Annotated in this window: 24 protein-coding genes; 9 read left to right on the top strand and 15 right to left on the bottom strand. The window is 48.5% G+C overall.

Annotation, left to right across the window (positions count from 1 at the left end):
* The first annotated feature begins 57 nt into the window (after positions 1–57).
* A complete protein-coding gene (locus tag DEU29_RS08280) occupies positions 58–1,461 on the top strand; it encodes a serine/threonine-protein kinase (protein ID WP_166635897.1) in 1,404 nt (467 codons plus the stop codon).
* Here DEU29_RS08280 and tgt read toward each other — a convergent pair.
* The 14 genes from tgt to metK all read right to left on the bottom strand — a co-directional run bounded on the left by tgt (position 1,437) and on the right by metK (position 17,340).
* The gene (gene tgt, locus DEU29_RS08275; protein ID WP_133539908.1) at positions 1,437–2,552 is read right to left on the bottom strand and encodes a tRNA guanosine(34) transglycosylase Tgt; all 1,116 of its coding nucleotides are present in this window, start codon (positions 2,550–2,552) and stop codon (positions 1,437–1,439) included. The two genes, DEU29_RS08280 and tgt, sit on opposite strands and share 25 nt — an antisense overlap.
* A 21-nt stretch (positions 2,553–2,573) precedes the next feature.
* Complete coding sequence (queA, locus tag DEU29_RS08270) at positions 2,574–3,626, bottom strand: tRNA preQ1(34) S-adenosylmethionine ribosyltransferase-isomerase QueA (RefSeq protein ID WP_133539892.1); 1,053 nt, start codon at positions 3,624–3,626, stop codon at positions 2,574–2,576.
* 88 nt (positions 3,627–3,714) lie between these two features.
* The gene (locus DEU29_RS08265; protein ID WP_133539891.1) at positions 3,715–4,608 is read right to left on the bottom strand and encodes a hypothetical protein; all 894 of its coding nucleotides are present in this window, start codon (positions 4,606–4,608) and stop codon (positions 3,715–3,717) included.
* A complete protein-coding gene (locus tag DEU29_RS08260; RefSeq protein WP_133539890.1) occupies positions 4,605–5,147 on the bottom strand; it encodes a hypothetical protein in 543 nt (180 codons plus the stop codon). The genes DEU29_RS08265 and DEU29_RS08260 overlap by 4 nt, the downstream gene beginning before the upstream one ends.
* Positions 5,128–5,691: an RNA polymerase sigma factor gene (locus DEU29_RS08255; RefSeq protein WP_133539889.1), complete on the bottom strand. Its 564-nt coding sequence runs from the start codon at positions 5,689–5,691 to the stop codon at positions 5,128–5,130. Before DEU29_RS08255 ends, DEU29_RS08260 begins: the two co-directional genes overlap by 20 nt.
* Before the next feature lie 154 nt (positions 5,692–5,845).
* The gene (locus tag DEU29_RS08250; protein WP_133539888.1) at positions 5,846–7,117 is read right to left on the bottom strand and encodes an inorganic phosphate transporter; all 1,272 of its coding nucleotides are present in this window, start codon (positions 7,115–7,117) and stop codon (positions 5,846–5,848) included.
* A gap of 11 nt (positions 7,118–7,128) precedes the next feature.
* The gene (locus tag DEU29_RS08245) at positions 7,129–7,809 is read right to left on the bottom strand and encodes a TIGR00153 family protein (protein WP_133539887.1); all 681 of its coding nucleotides are present in this window, start codon (positions 7,807–7,809) and stop codon (positions 7,129–7,131) included.
* Between the two features lie 93 nt (positions 7,810–7,902).
* On the bottom strand, positions 7,903–9,804 hold the full coding sequence (locus DEU29_RS08240) for a methyl-accepting chemotaxis protein (RefSeq protein WP_133539886.1): 1,902 nt from the start codon (positions 9,802–9,804) through the stop codon (positions 7,903–7,905).
* Between the two features lie 104 nt (positions 9,805–9,908).
* Positions 9,909–10,688 (bottom strand): DUF481 domain-containing protein, encoded by a 780-nt coding sequence (locus DEU29_RS08235; RefSeq protein WP_243734519.1) that lies wholly within the window; start codon positions 10,686–10,688, stop codon positions 9,909–9,911.
* 88 nt (positions 10,689–10,776) lie between these two features.
* Positions 10,777–11,841, bottom strand: a complete 1,065-nt coding sequence (fba, locus tag DEU29_RS08230) for a class II fructose-bisphosphate aldolase (RefSeq protein WP_133539885.1) — start codon at positions 11,839–11,841, stop codon at positions 10,777–10,779.
* 27 nt (positions 11,842–11,868) lie between these two features.
* Positions 11,869–13,050 (bottom strand): phosphoglycerate kinase, encoded by a 1,182-nt coding sequence (locus tag DEU29_RS08225; RefSeq protein WP_133539884.1) that lies wholly within the window; start codon positions 13,048–13,050, stop codon positions 11,869–11,871.
* Between the two features lie 11 nt (positions 13,051–13,061).
* A complete protein-coding gene (gene epd / locus DEU29_RS08220; protein WP_133539883.1) occupies positions 13,062–14,078 on the bottom strand; it encodes an erythrose-4-phosphate dehydrogenase in 1,017 nt (338 codons plus the stop codon).
* Between the two features lie 3 nt (positions 14,079–14,081).
* Positions 14,082–16,079, bottom strand: a complete 1,998-nt coding sequence (tkt, locus tag DEU29_RS08215) for a transketolase (RefSeq protein WP_133539882.1) — start codon at positions 16,077–16,079, stop codon at positions 14,082–14,084.
* A gap of 115 nt (positions 16,080–16,194) precedes the next feature.
* Positions 16,195–17,340, bottom strand: a complete 1,146-nt coding sequence (metK, locus tag DEU29_RS08210) for a methionine adenosyltransferase (RefSeq protein WP_133539881.1) — start codon at positions 17,338–17,340, stop codon at positions 16,195–16,197.
* A gap of 119 nt (positions 17,341–17,459) precedes the next feature.
* Here metK and DEU29_RS08205 point away from each other — a divergent pair, with 119 nt between their 5' ends.
* The 6 genes from DEU29_RS08205 (at position 17,460) to DEU29_RS08180 (ending at position 21,574) form a co-directional block, all read left to right on the top strand.
* A complete protein-coding gene (locus tag DEU29_RS08205) occupies positions 17,460–18,197 on the top strand; it encodes a 16S rRNA (uracil(1498)-N(3))-methyltransferase (RefSeq protein ID WP_133539880.1) in 738 nt (245 codons plus the stop codon).
* 27 nt (positions 18,198–18,224) lie between these two features.
* Entirely contained in the window at positions 18,225–19,178 is a 954-nt protein-coding gene (gene gshB, locus DEU29_RS08200) for a glutathione synthase (RefSeq protein ID WP_133539879.1), read from the top strand.
* 52 nt (positions 19,179–19,230) lie between these two features.
* Positions 19,231–19,788, top strand: a complete 558-nt coding sequence (locus tag DEU29_RS08195) for a YqgE/AlgH family protein (RefSeq protein WP_133539878.1) — start codon at positions 19,231–19,233, stop codon at positions 19,786–19,788.
* Positions 19,785–20,198: a Holliday junction resolvase RuvX gene (ruvX, locus tag DEU29_RS08190; protein WP_133539877.1), complete on the top strand. Its 414-nt coding sequence runs from the start codon at positions 19,785–19,787 to the stop codon at positions 20,196–20,198. The genes DEU29_RS08195 and ruvX overlap by 4 nt, the downstream gene beginning before the upstream one ends.
* 87 nt (positions 20,199–20,285) lie before the next feature.
* Complete coding sequence (locus DEU29_RS08185; RefSeq protein ID WP_133539876.1) at positions 20,286–20,576, top strand: hypothetical protein; 291 nt, start codon at positions 20,286–20,288, stop codon at positions 20,574–20,576.
* 29 nt (positions 20,577–20,605) lie between these two features.
* Positions 20,606–21,574: a hypothetical protein gene (locus tag DEU29_RS08180; RefSeq protein ID WP_133539875.1), complete on the top strand. Its 969-nt coding sequence runs from the start codon at positions 20,606–20,608 to the stop codon at positions 21,572–21,574.
* A gap of 1 nt (position 21,575) precedes the next feature.
* On the opposite strand, the gene DEU29_RS08175 is transcribed toward DEU29_RS08180, so the two are convergent.
* Positions 21,576–22,976, bottom strand: a complete 1,401-nt coding sequence (locus DEU29_RS08175; RefSeq protein WP_243734518.1) for a PhoH family protein — start codon at positions 22,974–22,976, stop codon at positions 21,576–21,578.
* Positions 22,977–23,125: 149 nt separating this feature from the next.
* On the opposite strand from DEU29_RS08175, the gene rapA reads away from it, so the two are divergent.
* Both rapA and DEU29_RS08165 read left to right on the top strand, forming a co-directional pair.
* Positions 23,126–25,783: an RNA polymerase-associated protein RapA gene (gene rapA, locus DEU29_RS08170; RefSeq protein ID WP_133539873.1), complete on the top strand. Its 2,658-nt coding sequence runs from the start codon at positions 23,126–23,128 to the stop codon at positions 25,781–25,783.
* 12 nt (positions 25,784–25,795) lie between these two features.
* Positions 25,796–26,452, top strand: a complete 657-nt coding sequence (locus DEU29_RS08165; protein WP_133539872.1) for an RluA family pseudouridine synthase — start codon at positions 25,796–25,798, stop codon at positions 26,450–26,452.
* Positions 26,453–26,493: the final 41 nt, after the last annotated feature.

The raw sequence follows: 26,493 nt of genomic DNA, 5'->3' as shown, positions 1-26,493 counted from the left end.
GTCAGCAGAAGGGATGCGGCTTTGGTTAGAGAGGGCAATAACGCCAACAAGTATAATGTGTTGATCAGTGATAACGACGGCGACGCTTCGTTTCCGTACCGTATCGCTGAGCGTTATCATTGCAAAGGCTTTCTTGGCAGTGGCGGCAGCGGCTTAGTATTTAAAGCCTGGGACGATATGTTGCAACGCATGGTTGCAATAAAGTTTATCCGCAACCCTTCCTTTGTCGCACGGCAACGTTTGGTTGCAGAAGCTCGCGCTTTGGCTAAAGTCAATCATCCGAGTATTTGCTCAATCTATGACATTGGCGAGCCAGTTGACGAGCATTCATCACTATTTATGGTTATGGAGCTTATTGAAGGTCCCCGCCTTGCTGAACTGGCCGGCAAATTAACCACCACTCAGGCTATTAAACTCATCCACAAACTTGCCGAGGGCGTGAGTGAACTGCATGCCGTTGGTTTAGTCCACAATGACATCAACCCAGGCAACGTCATCATTACCCAGCAGGGTAATGAAGAGCCGATGCCCACGTTAATTGATTTAAGTATTGCCGGCAGGCCCAGTAAACAGTCGCGACCCAAAGGGTTTGGCGTTACGCCGTTATTTTGTGCGCCCGAGCAGCGAGAAGACAACGAAATTGCAGCCGATATGCTGGAGAAGGTAGACATATACAGCCTGGGTGCATTACTGCTGTTTTTAGTCAGCGGACAGGCGCCATCGAAAAATCCTGCGGCTCAACTTAAAACAATAAGAAGACGCTGTTCGCCTCCTTTACGTAAATTTATCCTGCGATGCCTTGCCGAGTCACCGAAAAAGCGATTCAGCTCAATGGCCGAGGTCGTCGGTATCTTAGGCGAGCTTAGTTACTACAAACCCAACCGACAGCCAGCTATTTTAGCTGCCAGCGCAGGTGTCATTGTAGCGTTAAGCGTGTTAGTTACCACGCAATTAACCCCGTCTGCATGGTCTGATGACGAGGATAGCGAGGGTTTAGTAAATCAGGCTTCTATGCATGCACTTTATGCCACTCAACTTATGCATGAAGGTAAAGGTAGGGAAGCACGACAACAAGCACAAAAATCGATCCAATATTATCGTCAGGCGATCACTTTAAGTGACGGTCAAACTATTGAACCATTACTGAGACTGGTTGATTTTGTCGTTACCCAGCAACAGCTATTTAGCCAATCGGAGTTATCGGCACTGTTGCTGGATACGTTATCTCTGGCAGAAAATATAAACAGTGAGCAACCACAGTTAGCGTTTGCGATGGCAAAAATATACTATCACCTGGCCAAGCTTCACCAACCCCGGACAAACGTTTATCAGCGATGGCTTGAACATGCCAAAACCGCTATAGAGCGGGCGCTTTCGATTCAGCCTGACACACCGCACTACCGCACGCTTGAGTGCAAAATTGATGCACTGCAAAATCAATCCAGTGGCGGCACCTGCTGATCACGAGCCGCATAAAAGCCGCTTACAAATTCGTCAAAACTATCATTATCCAGCGCTTCGCGCATATCGCTCATTACACGCTGGTAGTAGCGCAAGTTATGGATAGTATTGAGCCGTGCGCCCAGGATCTCATTGGTGCGATCGAGGTGATGTAAATAGGCCCGTGAATAATTTTTGCACGTGTAACAATCACAGTCTGAATCCAGTGGCCCGGTATCAGTGCGATGAACAGCGTTGCGGATTTTTACCACACCGGTACTGATAAATAGGTGGCCATTGCGTGCGTTACGGGTTGGCATCACACAGTCAAACATATCAACGCCCCGGCGCACTGCCTCGACCAGGTCTTCAGGTTTGCCAACGCCCATCAAATAACGCGGTTTCTGTTCCGGCATTTGTGGTGCTGTGTGCTCGAGAATACGCATCATGTCTTCTTTCGGCTCACCCACCGAAAGACCACCGATAGCGTAACCATCAAAGCCGATATCTGTTAACCCCTTTAACGAGATGTCGCGCAGTTCTTCGTACATACCGCCTTGAATAATACCGAATAGTGCAGCTTGGTTACCTTGGTGAGCCTGTTTCGATCGTTCAGCCCAACGCAGTGAGAGCTCCATCGACTTTCGCGCTTCACTTTGCGTTGCCGGGAAGGGTGTGCACTCGTCAAAAATCATGACAATGTCTGATCCCAGTTCGCGTTGCACCTGCATCGACTTTTCCGGCGTTAACAAGATTTTTTCGCCATTTATCGGCGAGCGAAATGTTACGCCCTCTTCGGTGATTTTACGTAACTCGCCTAAGCTAAACACCTGGAAGCCGCCCGAGTCAGTTAAAATCGGTTTATTCCAGTGCATAAAATCGTGTAAGTCACCATGCTGCTGAATAATCGAGGTGCCCGGACGCAGCATTAAATGGAAGGTGTTGCCCAGGCAAATTTGTGCTCCGGTTTGTTCAACCTCTTCTGGCGTCATGCCTTTTACGGTACCTAGTGTACCGACCGGCATAAAGGCCGGTGTTTCTACCGTGCCACGCTCAAACTTCATACGCCCGCGACGCGCGCGGCCATGTGTTTTGTCTAATTCAAATTTCATCATAGTCATTAATCTTTGTTGTTAACACGTCAAAAACATCGCGTCGCCATAACTAAAAAATCGGTATTTCTCGTCAATAGCTTGTTGATAAGCACTCATAATCAGATCTCGTCCTGCAAAGGCAGAAACGAGCATGATTAGTGTCGATTCCGGCAAATGAAAGTTTGTGATCAAGCCGTCGATAACACGGAACTCGTAGCCCGGATAGATAAAAATATCAGTGTCATCAAAAAAGGGTTCAATGAGTTTCGCTTGACTAGCGGCAGCGGCTGACTCCACCGAGCGAACGGATGTTGTGCCGACAGCAATAACACGTTTGCCCGCTGCCTTGGTCGCTATAATTTTCTCGCAAGTTTGTTCGGGGACTTTCGCATATTCACTGTGCATAACATGCTGCTGGATATCATCCACGCGCACAGGCTGGAAGGTGCCGGCGCCAACATGCAATGTCACATAGGCAAACTCAACGCCCTTATCCTGTAATTGCTGTAAAATATCATTATCGAAATGCAAACCGGCGGTTGGTGCTGCAACCGCGCCCGGCTCTTTGTTGTAAACAGTTTGATAACGCTCTTTATCACTGTCTTCATCAGGTCGGTCGATATAAGGTGGTAACGGCATATGGCCATATTGCTCAAGCAAATCGAGCACCGTCTGTTGGTGCTCAAAGCGCAGCTCAAATAATGCATCATGACGACCTATCATCGTCGCCGTTATTTCACCTTCTAAGCGCAATTGTTGATCAGCTTTGGGCGCCCGGTTTGCCCGTACATGAGCCAATACCCGATGATCATCAAGGATCCTCTCTACCAGAACCTCAACTTTTCCACCCGATACCTTTTCGCCTAACAAGCGTGCCGGAATCACCCGTGTATCATTAAAAATCAGCAGGTCACCCGGTTCAAGCAAGTCGATAATATCGGTGAACTGATTATGGCCAATGTGCTGCGTTGCCGCATCAACACGCAACAAGCGACTGGCACTACGTTGCTGCTGCGGATACCGCGCAATGAGTTCATCGGGTAAATCAAAATTGAAGTCGCTGACTTTTAGCGAAGTCTCAGGTCGGCTCATGGGTCGCACAAGAAATCTGTTAAGGTAATGTGCGCGGATTTTACTCGAAACTCGGCAACCTGTCACGGCTGCCGAGTCGTTCAATGAATTAAAAGTAGTAGGGTTTTGCCTGTTCCAACAGTTGCCGGGCGCCATTATCGTCGGTGCACGCATCTATCGTCTCTTTGGAAAACACATAAACACGGTCACGACGACGCTCACCCACACTATTATCAGCCCCTTCAATTATGAAGGTAACAAACTCGTCTTCAGGAAGAGATTTTAACGTAACCCCATAGTCACACAACGTTTTTGAAAGTAACTGCTCAGCTGTCGCAATTGTTTTGTCTCGTGTTTCTATACGTTGTTGACGTGCTTCTTGCTGTTGCTGCTTAAGTTGCTGCTTTAACGCGGCTGCCTCAGCTTTTATTGCCGCTTGCTGTTCACGCAGCTGTTCGATCTCTAAGGCTAAATTATTGCGCCGTTTTGTCAGCTCAGCTTTATCACTGTCCTTGGCATTACGTAACTGAAATTCTAAGTCTCGTAACTCGCGTTCGCCATCACGAATATCCCAGGCCAGGTCGCGTTGCTGCTCAACTAGATCAAACCACTCCTGTGAATATTCACCGCTTAGCTTACTCAGTATTCTATGGGCACTGCGCAGCCCCTGCTCAACGACAACATCAAGTTGCATATCCCGTGCAAACTCGCCCATCTCCGGTGCTTCCGGTGGTAACGGCGGTTCTGGAATATCGGGGGCAACAAAACGCCAATTAGATGCGCCAAGACGAGCTCGATAAATTACGCCCTGATCTCTGACGTAAGTGTAACGAAAGTCCTCCAGCTTTGTTTGCTCGTCACTTTGCTGGCCAACTGCAGTCGTCAGAATACCGGTGAATATCTCTAACTGATTCTTCAGTTCCTGATAAGGTTCATTTGCTGCCGCCGGCACCGATAATATGGCGCTACCTAAAATCAATCCACTCATCCACTTATTCATCATTCATTCTCCAGCATCGTTGATGGACCTGCTACTTCAGCGCGACGTAACTGCTGTGCATAAAAAGTTAAGTCGTCTTCGCGTGTTTCGTTTACATATTCAACTATGTTTTGCATATCGTCTTTTCGTTCCTGGCGGTTAGTTGCCAAAATGTAGGTTGCCAACTGGGTGGTCGACGTCGATAACTGCTGCCGAAAATCGTTACGTAATGCTTTACTTTGCTGAGCCAAACGTATTTTCTGCTGTTCTTCGAAAACGCTTAGCTTCTGCTCCACCAGTTCTGCCACCCGATGATCAACTTCAGCGGCCATATCAGCTCGATAACTTTGAACAACAACTAAGGACACAGCGACACAGGACAGGGCAAAAGAGGCAAAAGCCATCGGTTGTAACCAGCGCTGACGTTTACCGGAAGGCGCATATTGGCGTATCGCATGCTCCCGATCCCACTCCGGTAATTCCTCAGTTGACTGGTAACGTTCTGTCGTATGACTCAGCCATTGCTCGAAGTTAGGCGCATTTTTACCTGACTGCTTGTTCATATACATCCTCCAGGTACACTTTTAATTTATCTAAACCACTGTACAGGCGCGACTTTATGGTGTTTTCTGATTCACCCTGCTGCTGCGCAATTTCACGTGTCGTTAACTGCTGAAAAAACTTTGCCTCGACAACACTGCGTTGTTCTATGGGCAAATGTTGTAGTGCCTCGATGATACATTGCTGCTGTTGTTCCAGCGTCGCGACATCATGCGGACTCGCTGCGACTGTTTCATCGACTTGGTCATGTTCGCTTAAATCCCAACCCTGTTCATTCTTCCGTCGCCGGTAATATTCTACGCAGCGACGATGCGCAATCGTCATCAACCACGCATTAAATGCGTGCGCCTGGTTCCAGCTATGTAAGCTTTTAAACACACTGGTAAAGGTTTCCTGCACCAAATCCATTGCTTCATCAGCACTGGGAAGCATCCTTAAGCCATAGTGAAATACTCTTTTTTCATACCGCTTAACCAGTGCTACCCATGCTGATGACTTTCCCTTCAGCGCTTGTTCCGCAAGTCGTTTATCCGATTTTTTGAACACGTGTCAGTTTGTCCATCAAGTTATTTTTAATCGTTTGCTAGTTAAGTCGATAGTGGCGAAAAAATAGTTGGATGAAAATAAAATATTTTTGTTGAGAGGCAGTAATAAAAAAGCCCCGCAACGAGCGGGGCTTTTGAGCGTATTAAAGCATCGCTTAAGCAACGCCAAATATCGCCTTAAGAATATAAAAGAAGATAATCGACATAATGGCACCAGCCGGTAAGGTGACAACCCAGGATACTACGATGTTACGCACAACCCCCAGGTTAAGCGCGGCAATACCTCGCGCCATACCGACACCCAAGACCGCACCAACCAAGGTTTGTGTGGTAGAGATGGGCAGGCCTGTACCCGATGCCAGCACCACTGTTGAAGCGGCTGCTAATTCTGCGGCGAAACCCCGGCTTGGGGTCAAATGCGTTATACCTTTACCGATAGTGGCGATAACGCGTTTACCCAACATTGCCAAACCAGCGACGATGCCAACAGCACCTACTGGTAATACCCACCAGGCTAGCGCGGCAGTTGAATTAATCTGGCCTTCGCTGGAAACAATACTGACTACTGCAGCCAATGGCCCGATGGCATTGGCAACGTCGTTTGAGCCGTGCGCAAACGCCATCGCACACGCGGTAACAACCATTAGTACAGCAAACACCTTTTCAACGTTGGTGTAATGCATTTCTTTGTCATCAGAAGGATTAAATTTAAGCCGCGAAATCGCAAACTTACCGATAACAAAAACGACAGCTGCAACACCTAACGCCCATAGATAGCCCTCTAGCGAGCCCAAGTCTAAACCAACGTGTTTAAGGCCTTTTTTGATGGTCACCAGCGATAGCACAAAGCCGGCAAATGCCATGTAAAATGGCACATAACGTTGCGCCATTTTTAGCGGGTTAGAGCGGTCAAAAATCAGTTTCTGAGCACTCATAAAGATCATATAAGCTATAAACCCGGATATGGCTGGTGTTACAACCCAGGAGCCAACAACCCCTCCGACTTTAGCCCACTGCACCGAATCCATGCTGACGCCAATGGCGGAGAAACCGACAATAGCACCAATGATCGAGTGCGTGGTTGATACCGGCCAACCCAGATACGACGCAATAAGCAGCCAAAAACCTGCAGCCAATAGTGCGGCGATCATACCAAACACGAGCAGTTCCGGTTGGTCGACAAAGTACGCAGAGTCGATAATACCTTTGCGTATGGTCGAAGTCACTTCGCCCCCCGCCAAGTAAGCACCGGCAAACTCAAACACCATCGCAATAATAATGGCTTGTTTAATCGTAAGCGCTTTTGAGCCAACGGAGGTGCCCATGGCATTGGCTACGTCATTTGCGCCGATACCCCAAGCCATAAAAAAGCCAAAGACTGCCGCCATGATCACCAGGATCATGCCATAAGAAGTAATAATATCCATGAATCGCTCCTTTAAACTCGTGCTAGCATGAGTTCGAAGCGTGCGCCGACACGCTCTGACAGGTCGGCTAAGTCACCCACCCAATCTAAAATCCGATAAAGGAACATCGCATCCAACGGATTCATTTCGGTTTCTATCTTGCGCAAGTCTTGGCGTAATTGTACTTGCAGGCTGTCTGTGTCGGCCTCTATGGCGTCGAGTTCAGCGATAAAATTATTAACTAAGTCACGCTCACGACCTTTAAAGCCGGTTTCCAGCAAGTCATCAAACTCGCCAATCGTTTCTCTGGCTTTTTCTGTCGCATCAAGGCAACGATGAAGGTAGGCATCAAATGATTTAACTAAGGTTTCAGGAATTTCCAACTGACGCCCCGTCATTAAGCCGGAAATATCTTTAGCTTTGTTAGCTATGCGGTCCTGTTGCGATACCAACTCGAGTAAGTCTGTGCGCTCTACCGGCATAAACAAACCGCCCGGCAAATTTAAGCGAATTTTGCGCTTTAATTCATCAGCGCGCTGTTCATGCTCAACAACGTGTTGGCGCGCTTTTTCTGCAGCGCTCCAGTCTTTTGCATAAACGGCTTTAAAAAACTCCTTTAACCATTCAGCACACCGATGCACTTCATCCATGTGCTCGATCATAGGTTTTATCGGGGACTTAGCAAACACCCCTAAAAACGAGTTTACCGACATATCGGATCCTTACTTGGCTTAGCTTGTTTTAGCTGCGCGAATGTTAGCTAAATCTTAGTTCAAAAGGAACCGTTTTGCCGACAAAACTTGCAGCTAGTCGCCAAAAACCTGCTCAATTTTTTGTTGTTGCTGTGCCGTTTGGGACGCCGTATGCTGCAACAGTTGTATACTTTCACTCAGTTTATGCAACATATCTTGCATCGCACGTTCAAACTCCGACATTTTGTCAGCTTGGGATGCTACTAATGCATAGGCTTCATTTACTTCTGCCGACGACGACCGTGCTTGCGCGCCGGTCTCTGCATTGATCGATAAAATTTGCTGAATTTGCTGCTGTTGTTCTGACGCTGACTGGTCAATAACAGCGTAATTTTTACTGAGTGTACTGGCCGCACTCTGCAAGCGTTGCAATATACCCTGAACTTGAGCCAATGAATCATTGGTCTTACTGGCGAGCTTTCTAACCTCGTCGGCCACCACTGCAAAGCCGCGCCCATGCTCTCCGGCACGAGCCGCCTCAATCGCTGCATTTAACGCCAATAGATTCGTCTGTTCAGCAACGGTACTGATCACATTAAGTATCTGGCTTACTTCATCAACCGAACTATTAAGTTCTGTTACTGAGCTTTCGCCGTTGCTAATAATTGCCTGAGTTTGTTTGGATGAGTCGGTTAGTCGCGCACTCGTTGTCTCACTTTCAGCCACAAATTCAGCCGTCTGATTGGTATTTTTTTCTAACACGTCAAATCGTTCACGGAGCCGAATACCAATGTCAGCCAACACAGATAACTGTTGTTGGTTATCACCTGCAACTTGATGGTTGCGTTGCGAGTCCTGCTGAACCCGCGCTATTTCTGAACCAATCGAATCCAGAGCTGAGTTGACTGCCTGCATTTGATGACGTTTTTGCTCAGCCTCCGCATCATGTTGTGCCAGTATGTGATTAAAGCTAGTGGCTATTTCTCCCATCTCGGTATCGACATTTGCACCCGCAAGTTTTTCCTTGTGTCCGTCACTAACCAGGCGCTGCATAGCATCCCTCAAGCGCCTTAGCGGTGCCAGCACCATACGATTTAATAAAAGATAATTCACCGCTGAAAATAACATCAGCACAACCACCAGACCTACTACCGCAAGCTTTACTTGCAGCAGAGTTTCGTCACTGTGCTTAGCAACGTTAGTCTCTGCTTTAATCACGCTATCCTGCACATGTGCAATGTCTTCACGCAGCTTAGAAAATGCTTGTTGCCGCTGGACAATTTGTTCCCGCGTCTTTTGCATTTCCCCGGGGTAGCGGCCCAATAAGCTGTTAAGTTCGCTAATGATGCCTAAGCCGAGATCCTTGGCTTCACGTTGTACGAGCATCATACTTTGGTCAGGTAGCGACTCTTTTATCCCCAGCAGGGGCAATTGCTCTAGCTGACTCATACTTGCTTGCATCTGGTTAATCGTGACTAAGTAATCGGCCTGTTGTTGACGGGCATGGATTAAATGGATTAACTGCTGCATCAAGTCATTTGCCAGCGCCAAATAGTCGCTCGAATTAGGTCGTCCCTCTTTTAAGCCCTGCTCGGCGTAATCCAGTAAGCTGGATATCTCATTCCCTATCGAGCGTTCGGCGTTAATCACTAATTCCTGTTCGGCCCCTGCAAGCTTTCCCAGCGCTCGATAATCACTGTTAGTTCGTTTAAGCAGTGTACTCACTGAAGGTTTAAGCAACTGCTGAGTCTCGGGTGTCATTGTCTCAAGTTGCGTATTTACGGCCACCAGTATCTCCGACGCCTGACTTAAAAGCACGGCGTCACCTGATTGCAGGTACTGACTGAGTGTTGTCACCAATTCGACCTGCACCTGTTGCTTTAATGCTTGAAATGAATCAGTTAATTGCTTTTGCTCAGAAAGCTTCTGGTTACCCCAAAGTAGCAAACCTAAAAAAGCGAGCGAAACAAGCGATAACGATAATGACGATAGGCGACTAAAATGAGAGACCCGCATACGGTACAAGAGACGGTGAAACGTAGCGATAGAATACGTGTTAAAAATGACACTTTTATGAAAAAGCCCGCTCAAAGGCGGGCTTGTAAAGAGGGTACTCGCTTTTAGAAGCTATAAACCAAGGTCACTGCGGTTTCTGTATCTAAATTTTCGATCGTTTCGTTAGCAACCTCAGAGTTATGGGTTGCCGAAAGTGAAATTTTCATGGCCAGCGAACTATTCAGGTTTGATGAAACAGACACCTCACCACGGCTCTTGGTGTTGTCTTCACCAATCTCTGATGACAGCAATGCATTAAATTTCGAGTTTTCAGATATTTTCCAATGCGCATTGCCTGCTAGACGCAAAATTGCTGAGCCTTCAGATTCTTGTGCTATACCATTTTCTATTGGCTTAGAACGAGCGTAACCAGGACCGATCTCATAGTCTGCATACACGTTTTCGCTATAACGATAACGTGCACCATAACCCAGCGCTACTGTGCTCTGATATTCATAACCACTGTATTCATCCTCTTCGTAGGATACGAAGACAAACATGGACGATTTACTATTCGGAGCAAATTTGTAGTTACTTTGTGCGGATAAAAACAAACTGTCAGCCGTTTCGTAGGTATCGCCGGTTGACTGATCTTCCTGCTCCGCAGTGTAATAATCTAACACCCCTTTGTGACGCCACTTTTTATAGTCACGCGCCACATTAAGTTTACCTTTTAGACTTTCTGTTTCAGTATTACCTGTTGTAAACAATAAGCCGAATTCAGCACTTGCTTCCCATTCTTCGACGGTATCGGTATCCATATCGTTAGCATCGTCAAACATAAATGTTTGCGCTGATGCACTAAGTGGAAGCATTAAACTGGCAAATAAAACTGATAAGCGCACGCACACCTCGATATACTGCTGTAAATATCAGTTACTGCCGCCCACGACAGAAGTAACTAACGTTAAGTGATTTTTTGCAAAGTTTACGTTACTTTACGATGGCCTTCAAATCACCGTTTTCGTATTGTTTAAACATTGTCTCAAGAGAAATCGGTGTAATTTTGCTCGCCTGACCTTCACAACCAAAAGCCAAATAACGTGCTTCACAAATTTCCTGCATGGCTTCAGTTGCTGCAGTAAAGAATTTACGTGGGTCAAAGTTAGACGGATTTTCTGCCAGGTGGCGGCGGATAGCCCCCGTCGAAGCTAGGCGCAAGTCTGTATCGATGTTGACTTTGCGAACACCGTTTTTAATGCCTTCTTGGATCTGCTCAACAGGAACACCATAAGTTTCGGGAATCTCACCACCATATTCATTAATAATGGCAAGCCAGTCTTGCGGTACCGAAGATGAACCGTGCATCACTAAATGCGTATTTGGAATGCGACGGTTAATTTCTTTAATGCGGTCAATGGCAAGAATGTCACCCGTTGGTGGACGAGTAAATTTGTAAGCACCATGAGAAGTACCACAGGCGATTGCCAATGCATCAACCTGGGTTGCTTTGACGAAGTCAGCAGCTTCTTCCGGATCGGTCAACAGCTGTTCATGCGATAACTTACCTTCAGCACCAACGCCGTCTTCCTCACCAGCTTCACCTGTTTCTAACGAACCCAAACAACCGAGCTCACCTTCTACCGATACACCACATGCGTGCGCCATAGCTACTGCTTGCTGGGTTACACGTACGTTATAGTCGTAGTCTGCTGGTGTTTTGCCGTCTTCCAGCAACGAGCCATCCATCATAACCGAGGTAAAGCCCAATTGGATTGAACGCTGACATACCGCTGGCGAAGTGCCGTGGTCCTGGTGTACAACCACAGGGATATGTGGCCATTCTTCGGTAGCCGCTGCCATTAGGTGGCGCAAAAATGGAGCACCGGCATATTTACGCGCGCCAGCTGACGCCTGCACAATCACCGGGCTGTTGGTCTTATCTGCGGCCTGCATAATCGCGCGCATTTGTTCCAGGTTATTAACGTTAAACGCTGGCACACCGTAGCCGTTCTCCGCGGCGTGGTCCAGTACTTGTCTAAGTGACACAAGGGCCATGATATAACTCCTTACTATTCGGTTCTGTTAAGCGTCTTTCGCGCGCTGTTCTAAAATTTCTACTGCCGGTAGCTTTTTGCCTTCTAAAAACTCCAAAAAAGCGCCGCCGCCAGTGGATATATAGCTCATCTTATCAGCGATACCATATTGGTCAATTGCTGCCAGCGTATCACCACCGCCGGCAATAGAGAACGCATCACTATCTGCAATCGCATTCGCCATCACTTCGGTGCCGTTACTAAACGCCTCAAATTCAAAAACACCAACGGGTCCATTCCAAACAATGGTACCGGCAGTTTTTAATTTCTCAGCAAGCATATTTGCCGTATCGGGACCGACATCAAAAATCATGTCGTCTTCTTCGATTTCAGTAACGGGCTTTGTTTCTGCACGAGTGTCAGCGCTAAACTCTTTACCCGTCACCACATCTGTCGGTAACGGAATTTCAGCATTATTAGTTTGTGCCTGTTCCATTAAACGTCGCGCTTCAGCAATTAAATCAGGCTCATACAATGATTTACCGACATCATGCCCGGCCGCAGCAATAAACGTATTAGCAATACCACCGCCGACAATCAGTTGGTCGACAACGTGAGACAACGATTCTAGTACGGTCAGCTTGGTCGACACTTTTGAGCCGCCAACGATAGCAACAAGCGGACGCTTCGGGTTATCCAATGCCTTGCTTAAGGCATCCAGCTCGTTGGCCAACAACGGCCCGGCACAGGCAATTGGCGCATACTTTGCCACGCCGTGAGTTGACGCCTGAGCGCGATGCGCGGTGCCAAATGCATCCATAACGTAAACGTCACAAAGTGCCGCTAATTTTTTTGCCAACGCATCATCATTTGATTTTTCGCCGACATTGAAACGCACGTTTTCGAATACCACCACGCTACCGGCAGTGGTCTCTACACCGTTCAAATAATCGTTTTCCAGACGCACCGGCACATCCAGCGCTGCAGCCAAGTAATCGACCACCGGGGCCATTGAGTAAGCCGCATCAAACTGCCCTTCGGTGGGGCGGCCTAAGTGCGACATCAGCATCACAGTTGCGCCTTTTTCTAAGGCTAACCTGATGGTTGGTAGTGCGGCCCGCAGGCGTGCATCAGAGGTGACTTTGCCGTCTTTTACCGGTACGTTAAGGTCTTCGCGAATTAATACCTTTTTGCCGTTAAGGTCTAAATCCGCCATCGCTAAAACTGACATGGTTTGTCCTCTTAATTCAGTGTGTTGATCATCACGTTAGTGGTATCAAGCAGGCGATTTGCGAAGCCCCACTCGTTATCGCACCAACACAACAGTTTTACTAAGCGCTTATGACTAACCCGCGTCTGCGTTCCATCGACAATGCTGGAGTGTGAGTCGTGGTTGAAATCAATCGAAACCAAGGGTTCTTCGGTGTAATCGATAATCCCCTTTAAACCACTGCGAGCAGCCTCTTTAATCACCCGGTTGACGTCTTGCAGCGACGCGTCACTGTTAAGTGTAACGCTTAAATCCATTGCCGTAACATTGGTAGTAGGCACGCGCACCGCAATCGCTTCAAAACGACCTTCGAGGTGCGGCATAATCCGCTCGATACCACGTGCAAGTCGTGTGTCGACCGGGATAATCGAACGTCCCGCCGCCCGGGTTCTGCGCAAATCAGGATGATAAGCATCTATCACCTGTTGGTCATGCATCGCTGAATGGATTGTGGTCACAGCCCCCGAGTCGATGCCGAACGCATCGTCAATAAGCTTGATAACCGGAACAATACAGTTGGTCGTACAAGAGCCGTTAGAGACCACTTTATGGTTTGAGGTCAGCTCATCGTCATTGATGCCATAGATGGCTGTAAAATCAACATCCGGTGTGCCAGGGTGAGAAAACAACACCCGTTTAACGCCCTGTTGCAAATACCGCTGCCCATCTGCCTGGCTGCCAAACACGCCGGTGCAATCAATAACGATATCGACGGCGTGTTCAGCCCAGTCAATGGCTTCTATTTCGGTCTCGTGAGTTAGCGCAATGCTATCGCCGGCTACGGTTAATATCTCGCCTGCGTATGCTACCGGAAACTTAAAGCGGCCATGACTGGAGTCGTATTTTAATAAGTGCGCCATCGATTCTGCCGGCGCCGGCTCATTAATCAGCACGACACTGAAGCTCTCACGATAATTATTCTCGTAAAGCGCACGCAAGCAACTACGCCCGATGCGACCAAAGCCATTAATAGCAATGCGTACGCTCACATCTTACCCCAGCATTTTTTGTGCGTGTTCAAGAGCTGCTTCAACGGTAATGTTAAAGTGTTTATATAAATCGGCAGCCGGCGCGGACTCACCAAAACTATTCATACCTACAACAGCACCATTTAGGCCAACATATTTATACCAGTAATCAGCAATACCCGCTTCGATCGCAATGCGACGGCTAACCGCAGCAGGCAGCACCTGCTCTTTGTATTCCGCACTTTGCTGGTCAAATACGTCAGTCGATGGCATCGATACTACGCGAACCTTATGCCCTTTGTCGGTTAACTGTGCCGCTGCCTGCACCGCAATATCAACCTCAGAGCCGGTCGCAATCAAGATCAGTTCAGGTGTTCCTGAACAATCTTTTAATACATAGCCACCTTTGCTGATGTCATTCAATTGTTGCTCATCACGTTCCTGTTGTGGCATCCCCTGGCGACTGAATACCAATGCTGTTGGTGCGTCGTTACTACTAATCGCATTACCCCATGCAACAGCCGTTTCGACCGCATCACAAGGGCGCCAGCAATTCAGGTTTGGAGTTAAACGCAGGTTTGCCATTTGTTCTACCGGCTGGTGCGTTGGGCCATCTTCACCCAGACCAATCGAATCATGCGTGTAAACAAAAATCGATGGCTGCTTCATTAATGCCGCCATACGAACAGCATTACGTGCATATTCCATAAACATAAGGAAGGTTGCACCATACGGCTTAAAGCCGCCGTGCAGTGTGATGCCGTTCATAATTGCCGACATCGCAAACTCACGCACACCGTAGTAAACATAGTTACCACTTGCATCATCAGCCGTAACCCCTTTAGCGCCGTCCCACAAAGTCAGGTTTGAGCCGGCTAAATCGGCGGAGCCACCTAACAACTCAGTTAGTTTAGGTGCAAACTCATTCAGCGTATTTAATGACGCTTTGCGCGTTGCCGGATGGTCGGGGTTATCTTGTAGTTGCTTCGCATAAGCCGCAACGTGCTGCTGAAAATCTTCCGGCAACTCGCCATTTAGGCGTCGCTTTAATTCTGCTGCCAGCTGGGGAAACTCTTGTTCGTAGGCAACCCAACGCTTATTCCAGCTAGCTTCAATTGCATCGCCGCGATCTTTCGCAGACCACTGTTGATAAACATCATCAGGAACTTCAAACGGTCCATAGTTCCAACCGAGCTGGTCGCGCGTGGCGGCAATTTCGTCATCGCCTAATGGTGCACCGTGGCAGCTCTCTGAACCTTGTTTATTGGGGGAGCCAAAACCGATAACGGTTTTGCAAATAATCAATGTTGGCTGAGAAGTGTTTGCCTGAGCCTTGTCTATTGCGTCGGCAACAGCTGCGGCGTCATGGCCGTCAACGTCGCGGATAACTTGCCAGTTATAAGACTCGAAACGCTTGGCGGTATCATCGGTAAACCAACCTTCGACTTCGCCGTCAATGGAGATACCGTTATCATCGTAAAACGCGATTAGTTTACCCAGTCCCAGCGTACCTGCTAACGAGCAGGCCTCGTGAGAAATGCCTTCCATTAAGCAGCCATCACCTAAAAAGGTATAGGTGTGATGGTTTACAATGTCATGTCCGTCACGGTTAAATTGTGCAGCCAGCGTTTTTTCGGCTAACGCCATGCCGATGGCGTTGGCAATGCCCTGACCTAGGGGACCGGTGGTGGTCTCAACACCCGGTGTGTAACCATACTCGGGGTGACCGGGAGTCTTAGAATGTAACTGACGGAATTGCTTTAAATCATCGATACTCAGGTCATAACCACTAAGGTGCAGCAACGAGTAAATCAGCATCGAGCCATGGCCGTTAGACAACACAAAGCGATCACGATCGGCCCAGTTAGGGTTGTTGGGGTTATGTTTTAGATAATCACGCCACAGTACTTCGGCAATATCAGCCATACCCATGGGCGCACCCGGGTGACCTGACTTAGCTTTTTGTACCGCATCCATGCTGAGTGCACGAATGGCGTTGGCGAGATGACGACGATCAGACATGAAAAACCCCCAAAAGGTGACAAGCAAACGTTTGAGCGCGTATTGTCCACATTTCGGGGGTTACAAGCAAATTTAATGCGTTTTTTATGAACAGATAGTGTGAACCAAAAGCCGATCAAATATCGGCTTTCAACTGCTCTGCTTTATCCGTTTGCTCCCATGGGAATTCATCACGACCGAAGTGACCATAAGCTGATGTTGCGCGATAAATGGGGCGCTCTAAATCCAGCATTTTTATTAGTCCATAAGGGCGCAGATCGAAATGTCGGCGCACCAGCGCAATCAGCGATTCCTCGTCATGGCGTGAGGTGCCAAAGGTATCAATGCTAATAGAGGTTGGTTCGGCTACACCAATTGCGTACGAAACCTGAATTTCACATCGTTCAGCCAACCCGGCAGCAACCAGGTTTTTGGCAACGTAACGCGCCGCGTAGGCAGCGCTGCGGTCAACTTTAGACGGATCCTTACCCGAGAACGCGCCACCACCATGACGTGCCATACCGCCGTAAGTATCAACAATGATTTTACGTCCTGTCAGGCCACAGTCGCCCATAGGGCCGCCGATAACAAAGCGCCCGGTTGGGTTGATATGAAACTTGGTGTCTTTACTGACCCACTGCTGCGGCAGAACCGGTTTGATAATTTCTTCCATCACAGCTTCTTTTAACTGCGCCTGAGAGATATCTTCATGGTGCTGCGTTGATAACACCACCGTGTCGATCGCAACAGGCTTGCCGTTCTCATAAACAAAGGTTAACTGGCTTTTAGCATCCGGTCGTAACCACGGCAAAGTGCCGTCTTTGCGCACCTGAGACTGGCGTTGTACCACTCGATGAGCATAGGTAATCGGCGCCGGCATCAACACCGACGTTTCATTTGAAGCGTAACCAAACATCAAGCCCTGATCACCGGCACCCTGCTCTTCAGGGTGGTCTCGATCAACACCTTGGTTGATATCCGTGCTTTGTTTACCAATGGCGTTTAATACCGCGCACGAATTAGCATCAAAACCCATGTCTGAATGCACATAACCTACGTCTTTGATGGTATTTCGGGTAAGCTCCTCGATATCAACCCAGGCATTGGTTGATATTTCGCCGCCTACCAGCACCATGCCCGTTTTAACGTATGTTTCACAGGCAACCCGAGCACGAGGATCATCGGTAAGAATTGCATCCAAAACGGCATCAGAAATTTGATCCGCAATTTTGTCCGGATGTCCCTCAGAAACAGACTCTGAAGTAAACAGGTGACGTGACATATGCCCTTCATTCCTTTATTTTGATTAAAGCTAATAGTACTAAGATGCTAATGTAACCGATCAGTAAAACTTTTTCTACTTCTGGACGTCTAAAAGTCCACTACACAAGAGAAGAATTGATGCGAATTCCGCGACTATTTCATCCGGGCAACCTTGCTGTTGGTGATCAGGTTAAACTTTCAGCCGATGCATTTCAGCACAGCGTAAAGGCGCTGCGGATGAGCAACGAACAGCCGGTATGCCTGTTTAATGGCGATGGCAATGATTATCAGGCTGAATTGCTGGAGGTCGATAAACGCAGTGCATCGGCGCGTGTTGTTGCGGTAGAGAGTAACGACTCTGAGTCAACAGTAAGTGTTCACTTAGGCCAGGTAATCTCACGCGGTGACCGGATGGATTTTGCCTTACAAAAATCCGTTGAGCTGGGCGTTGCGGAGATCACCCCGCTGTTTAGCGACCGTTGCGGCGTTAAGCTTACCGGTGAGCGACTAGAGAAGAAACAGCAACAATGGCAAAAGGTCGTCATCTCCGCATGTGAACAGTGTGGCAGAAGCCGTGTACCGGTGGTGCACGCAGCTCAGACGGTGGCAAACTTTGTGCAGCAAGTTACCGCCGATTTAAAACTGACACTCGACCCTTATGCGCCGCTACCACTGCGCCAACTAACCGGCGCTGACCAGCCAGCGTCAGTTGCCTTGCTGATTGGGCCCGAGGGTGGTTTTACTGAAGCAGAAGTCGATTTAGCCAAACGCGGCCAGTTTAAACCGATACGAATAGGCCCGCGTATTTTAAGAACCGAAACGGCAGCGTTGACCGCGCTAAGTGTTATCCAATATGAATTAGGTGACCTGGCCTAACGAACTTTGCATTAAAAGGATACTGTAATGAGAAAGCTTGCCATGGTGATGGATCCCATTGCGGACGTTAAAACCGTTAAAGATACCAGTTTTCGTTTGTTGTTGGAGGCTCAGACACAGGGCTACCAATGTTATTACGTCGAGATGGGCGACCTACTCATCGACAATGGCACACCCTATGCCGTTACCCGCAAAGTTAAGGTGACTGACCAAGTTACTGACTTTTATCAGCTGGGTGAAGACGAGCGTGTCCGGCTTGGTGATTTCGACGTTATTATGATGCGCAAAGATCCCCCTTTCGACAGCGAGTTTTTATATGCCACACATATGTTTTCGCTGGCAGAACGCGACGGTGCGCTGGTCGTAAATAATCCACAAAGCTTGCGCGATTGTAACGAGAAACTTTATACCAGCTGGTTTGCTGAACACATCGCTGACACTCTGGTAAGCGCAAACAGCGACGTGCTGCGTGAATTTCATAAAACCCATGGTGAGGTTATTATGAAACCGCTTGATGGCATGGGTGGAGCGTCGATATTCAAAGTCGGCCGTGACGGCTCTAACCTGGGCGTTATTATCGAGACGTTAACGCAAAAAGGCACGCGTTACGCGATGGCACAGAAGTACCTGCCAGCCATCAAGGACGGCGATAAGCGTATTTTGATTGTGGACGGTGAACCCATGCCCTATGCCCTGGCTCGCGTACCATCGGCTGGCGAAACACGGGGTAATTTAGCCGCAGGCGGTAGTGGTCGCCCGCAGCCGCTGTCAGAATCAGACTGGGCAATCGCGCGGGCGATAGGACCCACGCTAAAAGCTAAAGGGTTAATGTTGGTTGGGCTGGATGTTATCGGAGACAAGGTCACAGAGATAAACGTAACCAGCCCCACCTGTATGCGCGAGATTGAAGCGGCCTATGACATAAACATCGCCGCCAGGCTATTTGCAGCCATCGATGAAAAACTAGCGAATAAGCATTGAAATTATTGCCATCGTACCGATATTTAAACTATCGAATGTTAAGGAGTCACCGATGGAAAGCTTACAGAATCACTTTTTAATTGCTACGCCAACAATGGATGACCCGTTGTTTAAGCGCAGCGTGACGTATATCTGCGAGCATAACGAGGACGGTGCGATGGGGCTGATTATTAATCAACCTGCCAATCTGAATGTCGATAGTTTGTTAGATAAGCTCGAAATTATTTATCCCGATGCAACTGCATCTCTTCAGGGCCCGGTTTATCAGGGTGGTCCTGTAGGTCAAGAGCGAGGCTTCGTCATCCATCCGCCCCAGGAAAACTGGCGCAGCAGCCTTAAGTTAAGTGATGACATCATGGTTACTACCTCGCGGGATATTTTAGAAGCACTGGGTTCATCAGCAGCGCCGTTAAAATTTCTCCTGACACTGGGATACGCAGGTTGGGAGGCCGGCCAATTGGAAAAAGAACTGGCAGAAAACGCCTGGCTTTCTATCCCTGCCGACCCCGATATTATTTTTAACACGCCGGTAAAAGACCGCTGGCAAAAAGCCACTGAAAAACTCGGTTTCGATGTCTGGCAACTTGGACCGGACGTAGGCCACGCATGACCTTGCTGGGTTTCGACTTTGGCACCAAAAGTATTGGCATCGCGGTGGGTCAAACCGTGACTGGCACGGCTTCGGTACTTACCGCAATAAAAGCCAAAGAAGGCATTCCGGACTGGACTGTTATAGAAAAACTGCTTAAGGAGTGGCAGCCACAACAGTTAGTGGTGGGATTGCCGCTGAACATGGATGGGTCAGAGCAGCCATTAACAGCCCGCGCACGTAAATTTGGCAACCGATTACACGGGCGCTTTGGTTTACCTGTAAAGTTTCAGGACGAACGACTAACCTCGACAGCGGCACGAGAGCAACTGTTCGATCGTGGCGGCTTTCGCAATTTGGACAAGGGAAAAGTCGACAGTACCGCCGCACTATTGATCGTTGAGGACTACCTAAATCAACTTAATGACTAATACGACTGGTGTCTAATTGACGTCATGTTGGTTAATCTTTAATATTTCGTTATAGTATCGCCTATAACTTTTGGAAGGAGTAACCTCGTGTTTGGTAATGAAGAACCTTACACCTTAACGGGCAATACCATCATGCTGAAAGACGAGAACAAAAAACTGTTACTCGTTACCAATGAGCGGTACAAAAATATCTTAGTAACACGCTCCGGCGTGGAGATGTCTGACTGGGGTCAGGAGCGTCGCCCCGGCGTTAAGATCGTCTCGCTACAAGAATTGTTCAAACGCGATAAGACTTACTTCTTTGTCCGTGCCGGTGGCGTAGAATATCAAATCGATTTGAAGTTTGAAGAAAGCCCCATTACCGAAATGAAGTTCTAATCACGATGCGTTTTGGCCAGTCCTGCTTAATGTTTAACGGATTGGCCACAGCGCTGTTTGTTGTTTTCTGCCTCGTTGCGGTCAGTGCCAAGGCCCAACAGCTCGTCTTTGAACGTAGCCAACTCCCTGACAGCGACGACACAAACTTTTCATATACCTGGCAACCCTCTAACAGCCAACCCAGAACGCTCCAGTTTGAAGTTAATCAGACAGAGTTCCTGGCTCCGTTTAAGCGTTTCAGAAACTACAACAAAAAGCGCGCAAACCGCGAATTATTTCAACAGCTTAATCGCTACATTCGGCAACAAAACTGGCGCGGTGTGGAAGTTAGTCTAGCACCACGAGAGCAACAATTAAGCATTAACGTTCGCGAAGCTCGCGATAGCCAACAGCAACAGCGCTATCGACAACAAGCAGAACGCCTTCGCCAATATTACCGACAGCGTTGGCAAGATTACTTACAAAGCAATTACTACCGCCACCTAACCCTGCCCTCGGGGGAACAAGGTATTATTCCTGATGCCGTCGCTATCGCACGCCAACAAGAGCCGCTGTTTAATCCACTGGTTAATGCTATTGGCGAGACTTTAAGAGACAACAGTCGGCGCGGCTATACCGACTTTATCGCACAGTTTATACAGGCCATTCCTTACAATGCGCTCGACGATGGTATCCATAACCGCGGCGATGGCTTTCTTCCTCCCAACCAAGTGATTTTTTACAATCAGGGCGACTGTGATAGCAAAGCCAGTTTAATGTCATCGTTGCTGCGACCTATTATTCCGTCGGCAAAAATGGCCATCGTCTACTTGCCCGGCCATGCACTGTTCGCCATCGCAATGGCACCACAGCCTGATGACAGTATTATCACTGTTGAGGGAACGAAAATGGTATTAGTTGAAGTGGCAGGGCCAGCACAGATGCCGGCCGGCCAAATTGCATCGCAAAGTCAGTTTTATATCGACAACGGTCAGTACCGCACTGCTGCGATAAACTAACTTATAAATGTTCCTCGGCGAATTTTGCCAAAGCACTCCTGACAACACCATTGAGGTTAATCGTGGCACTACCGGGGTAGTCTTTAAATCGCTCCACGATGTAGGTTAAACCAGAGGTAACGGCAGTTAAGTAATAGCTATCGATCTGCGCTAAATTACCGGACACCACTAGCTTGGTATTTTCACCACAACGGGTAATCAGAGTTTTAAGTTGAGATGCGGTCAGGTTCTGCGCTTCATCCAGAATTACCACCGCATTCTGGATGCTGCGCCCGCGCATAAAGTTGAGCGATTTAAACTGAATATTAGCCTTTTTCATGATGTAATTCAGGCTGGAGTCCATACTTTCGTCATGGCGGTGCAATACTTCCAGCGAGTCAGTAATCGCGGACAGCCAGGGCGCCATTTTTTCCTCTTCAGTACCCGGCAGGAAACCAATCGATTCTGCTATTTCAGGGGTGTTTCGCGTTACGATAATCTTCTCGTATATCCCTTGCTCCACCACCATCTCTAACGCGGCCGATAAGGCTAACAAGGTTTTACCTGAACCCGCCGGACCGGTTAATACCACCATATCCATATGCGTATCAAGCAACGCATGCAGCGCCATCGCCTGATAAATATTTTTAGGTCTTACGCCCCATGCATTATAAGCCATCATGCGGTCGTAACCCAGATCCTGCAGCGTCACACTGACGTCGTCGTAGCTATCGACTCGGCTGGCAAAGGTGTGCGTGTCATCAACAATGTACTCGTTATGAAAGACCTGCGGCAACACACTCCGTGACACCGTGTGATAGGCATCACGCCCCTCCTGTTGGGTAGAAACATCCTTTACCTGCGCCCAAAAATCACCTTCAAATTCGTAAAAGCCCTTGGTTAGCAAACGAATATCGTCAATCAGCTGATCGGTACGATAATCTTCGACATAGCGCATGCCTGCACCCTTTGCTTTTAGGCGCATATTGATGTCTTTCGTGACCAGGATCACGTCCGCGGGCGACTGAGTGCGCTGAATTTCGAGTGCGGCCTGAATAATGCGATGGTCATTTTCTTTTAGCGACAGCACCGATTCATTTTGCTCCAGTTGATAATCCGGAAAAATAGCCAGGGTGCCATTGGCCTGATGATCACCGTGTACTCGAGTTAAGGGCACTCCGGCTATTATTTGTTCCGGGCTTGCCTCTTTTAAAACCTCCTCTAATGAACGAATAGCGACTCGAGCTTCGCGGCTAACGTCTTTGTGGCGGTCTTTGATATTGTCGAGTTCTTCCAGCACGACCATAGGAATAATCACGTTATGTTCGTCGAAGTTTAAAAATGCGAGCGGATCATGCAAAAGGATGTTGGTATCGAGGACAAACGACTTAAGAGTGTTATCAGGCATGGATTTTGGGCTCATCACGTCACCTTGTTAGCGTCAGTTATTATCGTTATCGTTTTTTTACAGCTTAGACTAAATTTGATGACAGCGTGATGACATGATTGTTTTTTTAGCGCGTGGCCTTTACCATTTGCGACCTTCTAACGGGTCAGCAGTAAGGATGAAGAGTGAGCGATTATAGTCTGGGACAACGGTGGTTAAGCGAAACAGAAACAAACCTGGGATTGGGCATCATTACACAAATTGATGGTCGCCAGATAACCGTGATGTTCCCCAGCAATGGTGAAAGCCGCATCTATGCGAGTAATGACGCGCCTCTGGCCCGACTGCAGTTAAGCGAAGGCCAGCAAGCACACCATGCTGAGGACTGGTCCTTCACTATCACTGAAGTCAAAGAGCAGGGCGGCCTGCTAATTTATTTTGGCGAGCGTCTGGACGATGGTAGCGAGGTAATGGTACCCGAGTCCCAACTGTCTCATCATATAGCTATAAACCCGGCGTTGACACGCTTAGTCGCGGGTAACGCCGATCGCCACGATTTGTATTTACTGCGTAACCAGGCCAGTGAATATTACGCCAAATGGCAGCAAAGTGAGGTTGCCGGTCTGTTTGGCGCACGTGTCGGGCTGTTGCCACATCAACTTTATGTAGCCCATACCGTCGCCGAACGTTATCACCCACGGGTACTTCTTGCTGACGAAGTTGGCTTGGGTAAAACCATTGAGGCCGGCATGATTATGCAACGGCGGTTGCTAACGGGTCGCGATCAACGCGTACTAGTGGTGGTTCCGGAGTCATTAAGAAATCAATGGCTGGTAGAAATGCGCCGCCGCTTCGCGCTGACTTTTAGTGTGTTTGATGATGAGCGCTGTGAACAGCTTCAGGATGAGCACGACAATCCTTTTTTTGCTGAGCAGCTTATTATCGTCAGCACTGACTTTGTTATTCAGCAACGTTGGCAAGAGGCCTTGCTCAGTGCCGAATTTGACCTGCTCGTTGTTGACGAAGCGCATCATATGCAACCAGAAACTCAAGGTTATGAACAACTTCAGCGCTTATCTGAAACCATCAATGATGTATTATTACTAACTGCCACCCCTGAGCAAGAAGGTAGTGAAGGCCACTTCCATCGTCTACGGCTACTAGACCCCAACCGCTTTGATTCGCTGGAATCCTTTACCGAGCAGCAACGTCACTATCAACAGCTGGCCAGCGAAGCTGAAAAATTATCAGGCGACCAACTGGATCGATTGTTAGATCGTCATAGTACCGGCCGGGTCATGTTCCGAAATCGTCGCAAACACGTTGGCGGTTTTCCAACCCGACATCTGCATGTTCATCAACTGCCCGCTTACACACCGGAAAGCGGCGAGCCGTGGTGGTTGGAAGATCCCCGAGTGAGTTGGCTATTAGAATTCTTAAAAAGCCAAAAACCTAAAAAGACACTGCTGATCTGTCACCATGCTGATGACGTGCTCGATTTATCAGAAGCGTTGCGGGTATTGGCCGGTATTCATGCTGCAGTTTTTCATGAAGGTATGTCGTTGTTGGAACGCGACCGCGCCGCAGAATTCTTTGCCTCAGCCGAAGACGGAAGCCCGATATTGCTTTGCTCTGAGATCGGCAGTGAGGGGCGCAACTTCCAGTTTGTCCAGGATCTGGTTTTATTCGATCTGCCTGCAAATCCCGACTTACTTGAGCAGCGCATCGGCCGTTTGGATCGCATCGGTCAAAAAGACGATATTCACATTCACGTGCCTTATCTGGAGGAATCAGACGAGGCCTTATTGTTACCTTGGTATCACCAGGGAATGAATGCGTTTGAGCAGTGCAACCCAGTTGGTCGACAGGTTTACGACGAGTTTAAAGAGCAATTATCGAAAGCGATGACGACCGCGGCGGAGCTGCCTGACGAGTTATTGCAGCAAACGAAACAGCGTCATCAACAACTTACCGCCGATGCAGAAGCCGGCCGGGACAAGTTACAGGAATTGAATGCCTGTCGCCCCGCTATTGCGCAACAACTGATTACCAGCATAGAACAGCAAGCAGATCCCGACAGCCTGTACGACTTTATGGAAGCATTCTGGGATCGTTTTGGCGTAACCACCGAAGTGCTTGATGAACATCGGTTATTTGTTCGTCCCAGCGAGCACATGCGGGTGCCGGCAATTCCCGGGTTGCGGGAAGACGGCATGACCATTACGGTTGATCGTGATACCGCACTAAACTACGAGGACATCGAATTCCTTAGCTGGGACCACCCCCACGTGCAGGCGGCTATCGAGCTACTAACAACAGAAGATTTTGGTAGTGTCTGTGTAGCCAAGCTACAGAACGCCGCCTTGCCTGCGGGTGCTTGGTTTGTAGAGCTTGACTATGTCAGCGAAGTTACGGCCCCACGTAAATTAGGGGTGCAGGAATATTACCCCCAACAACGGCTACGTATTTTATTGGATAGCCAGGGCCGAAATCTTACCGACAAAGTGCCTCGCGATGCGCTAACCCAACAGGCTACTTTTATCGACAAGAAAACAGCCCGCCAAATTGTAAAACAATTACGCGATACGGCGCAGGGCTTTATTCAGCAGCAACAACCGCATGCAGATGCATGGCGCAACCAGCGTATCACCGAAGCCAGTGAAGAAGCGCGTCAGCAATTGGCCGGGCAAAAACAACGGTTAATCGAACTACAACAGCACAATCCGGCCGTGCGCCAGGACGAAATTGATGCTATAGAGCAGCGCAGTAACGCGTTACTCGAGGTCATGCAGCAAGCCAGTCTGTCGTTATTTTCTATCCGTATTTTGTTCAATCAGCCTTAATGGACGACTATTTTGGCGCTGCTTAACTATGATCCTCCGCAGACTCCCTATCTGCGGATTCTTTATCGTGACGAGCAGCTACTGGTCATTGATAAACCCAGCGGGCTGCTTAGTGTTCCGGGTCGCGCCCCGGAACATAATGATTCGGTCTACAGTCGTGTGGTACGCGTACTCCCCGAAGCAAAGCTCGTACACAGACTCGATATGGCGACGTCGGGTATCATGTTGTTTGCTATTGGTAAGCCGGCACAAAGTCATTTAAGCCGCCAATTTCAACAACGCACTACGCACAAGGTCTACCATGCTCTGGTACAGGGTAAACTACCTGCAAAACGCGGGTTTATTGATCTACCGCTAGCTTGTGACTGGCCCAATCGCCCTCGCCAGCAAATTGACTATGTTAACGGGCGCGCCAGTCAAACAGGCTATCGAGTTATTGAGCACAAGGACGATTGTTCGCGTGTTGAACTAACTCCTGTCACCGGTCGTTCACATCAGTTACGCGTTCATATGCAAGCGCTGGCAACACCCATTCTGGGCGATAAATTTTATGCTTGCCCCCAGGCATTTGCTCTCGCATCCCGTCTGTTACTGCACGCACATGAGCTTCGAGTAGCACACCCGCAAACTGAGCAATTGATTCGGTTTATCAGCCCGACGCCGTTTTAACCAACAACATCGCTCAAGTCCCATCGTTTAGTGCCGATAAT

The sequence above is a fragment of the Idiomarina aquatica genome (genome assembly GCF_004362895.1).
Classification (GTDB): Bacteria; Pseudomonadota; Gammaproteobacteria; order Enterobacterales; family Alteromonadaceae; genus Idiomarina.
This window is presented reverse-complemented; position numbering and strand designations above follow the sequence as displayed.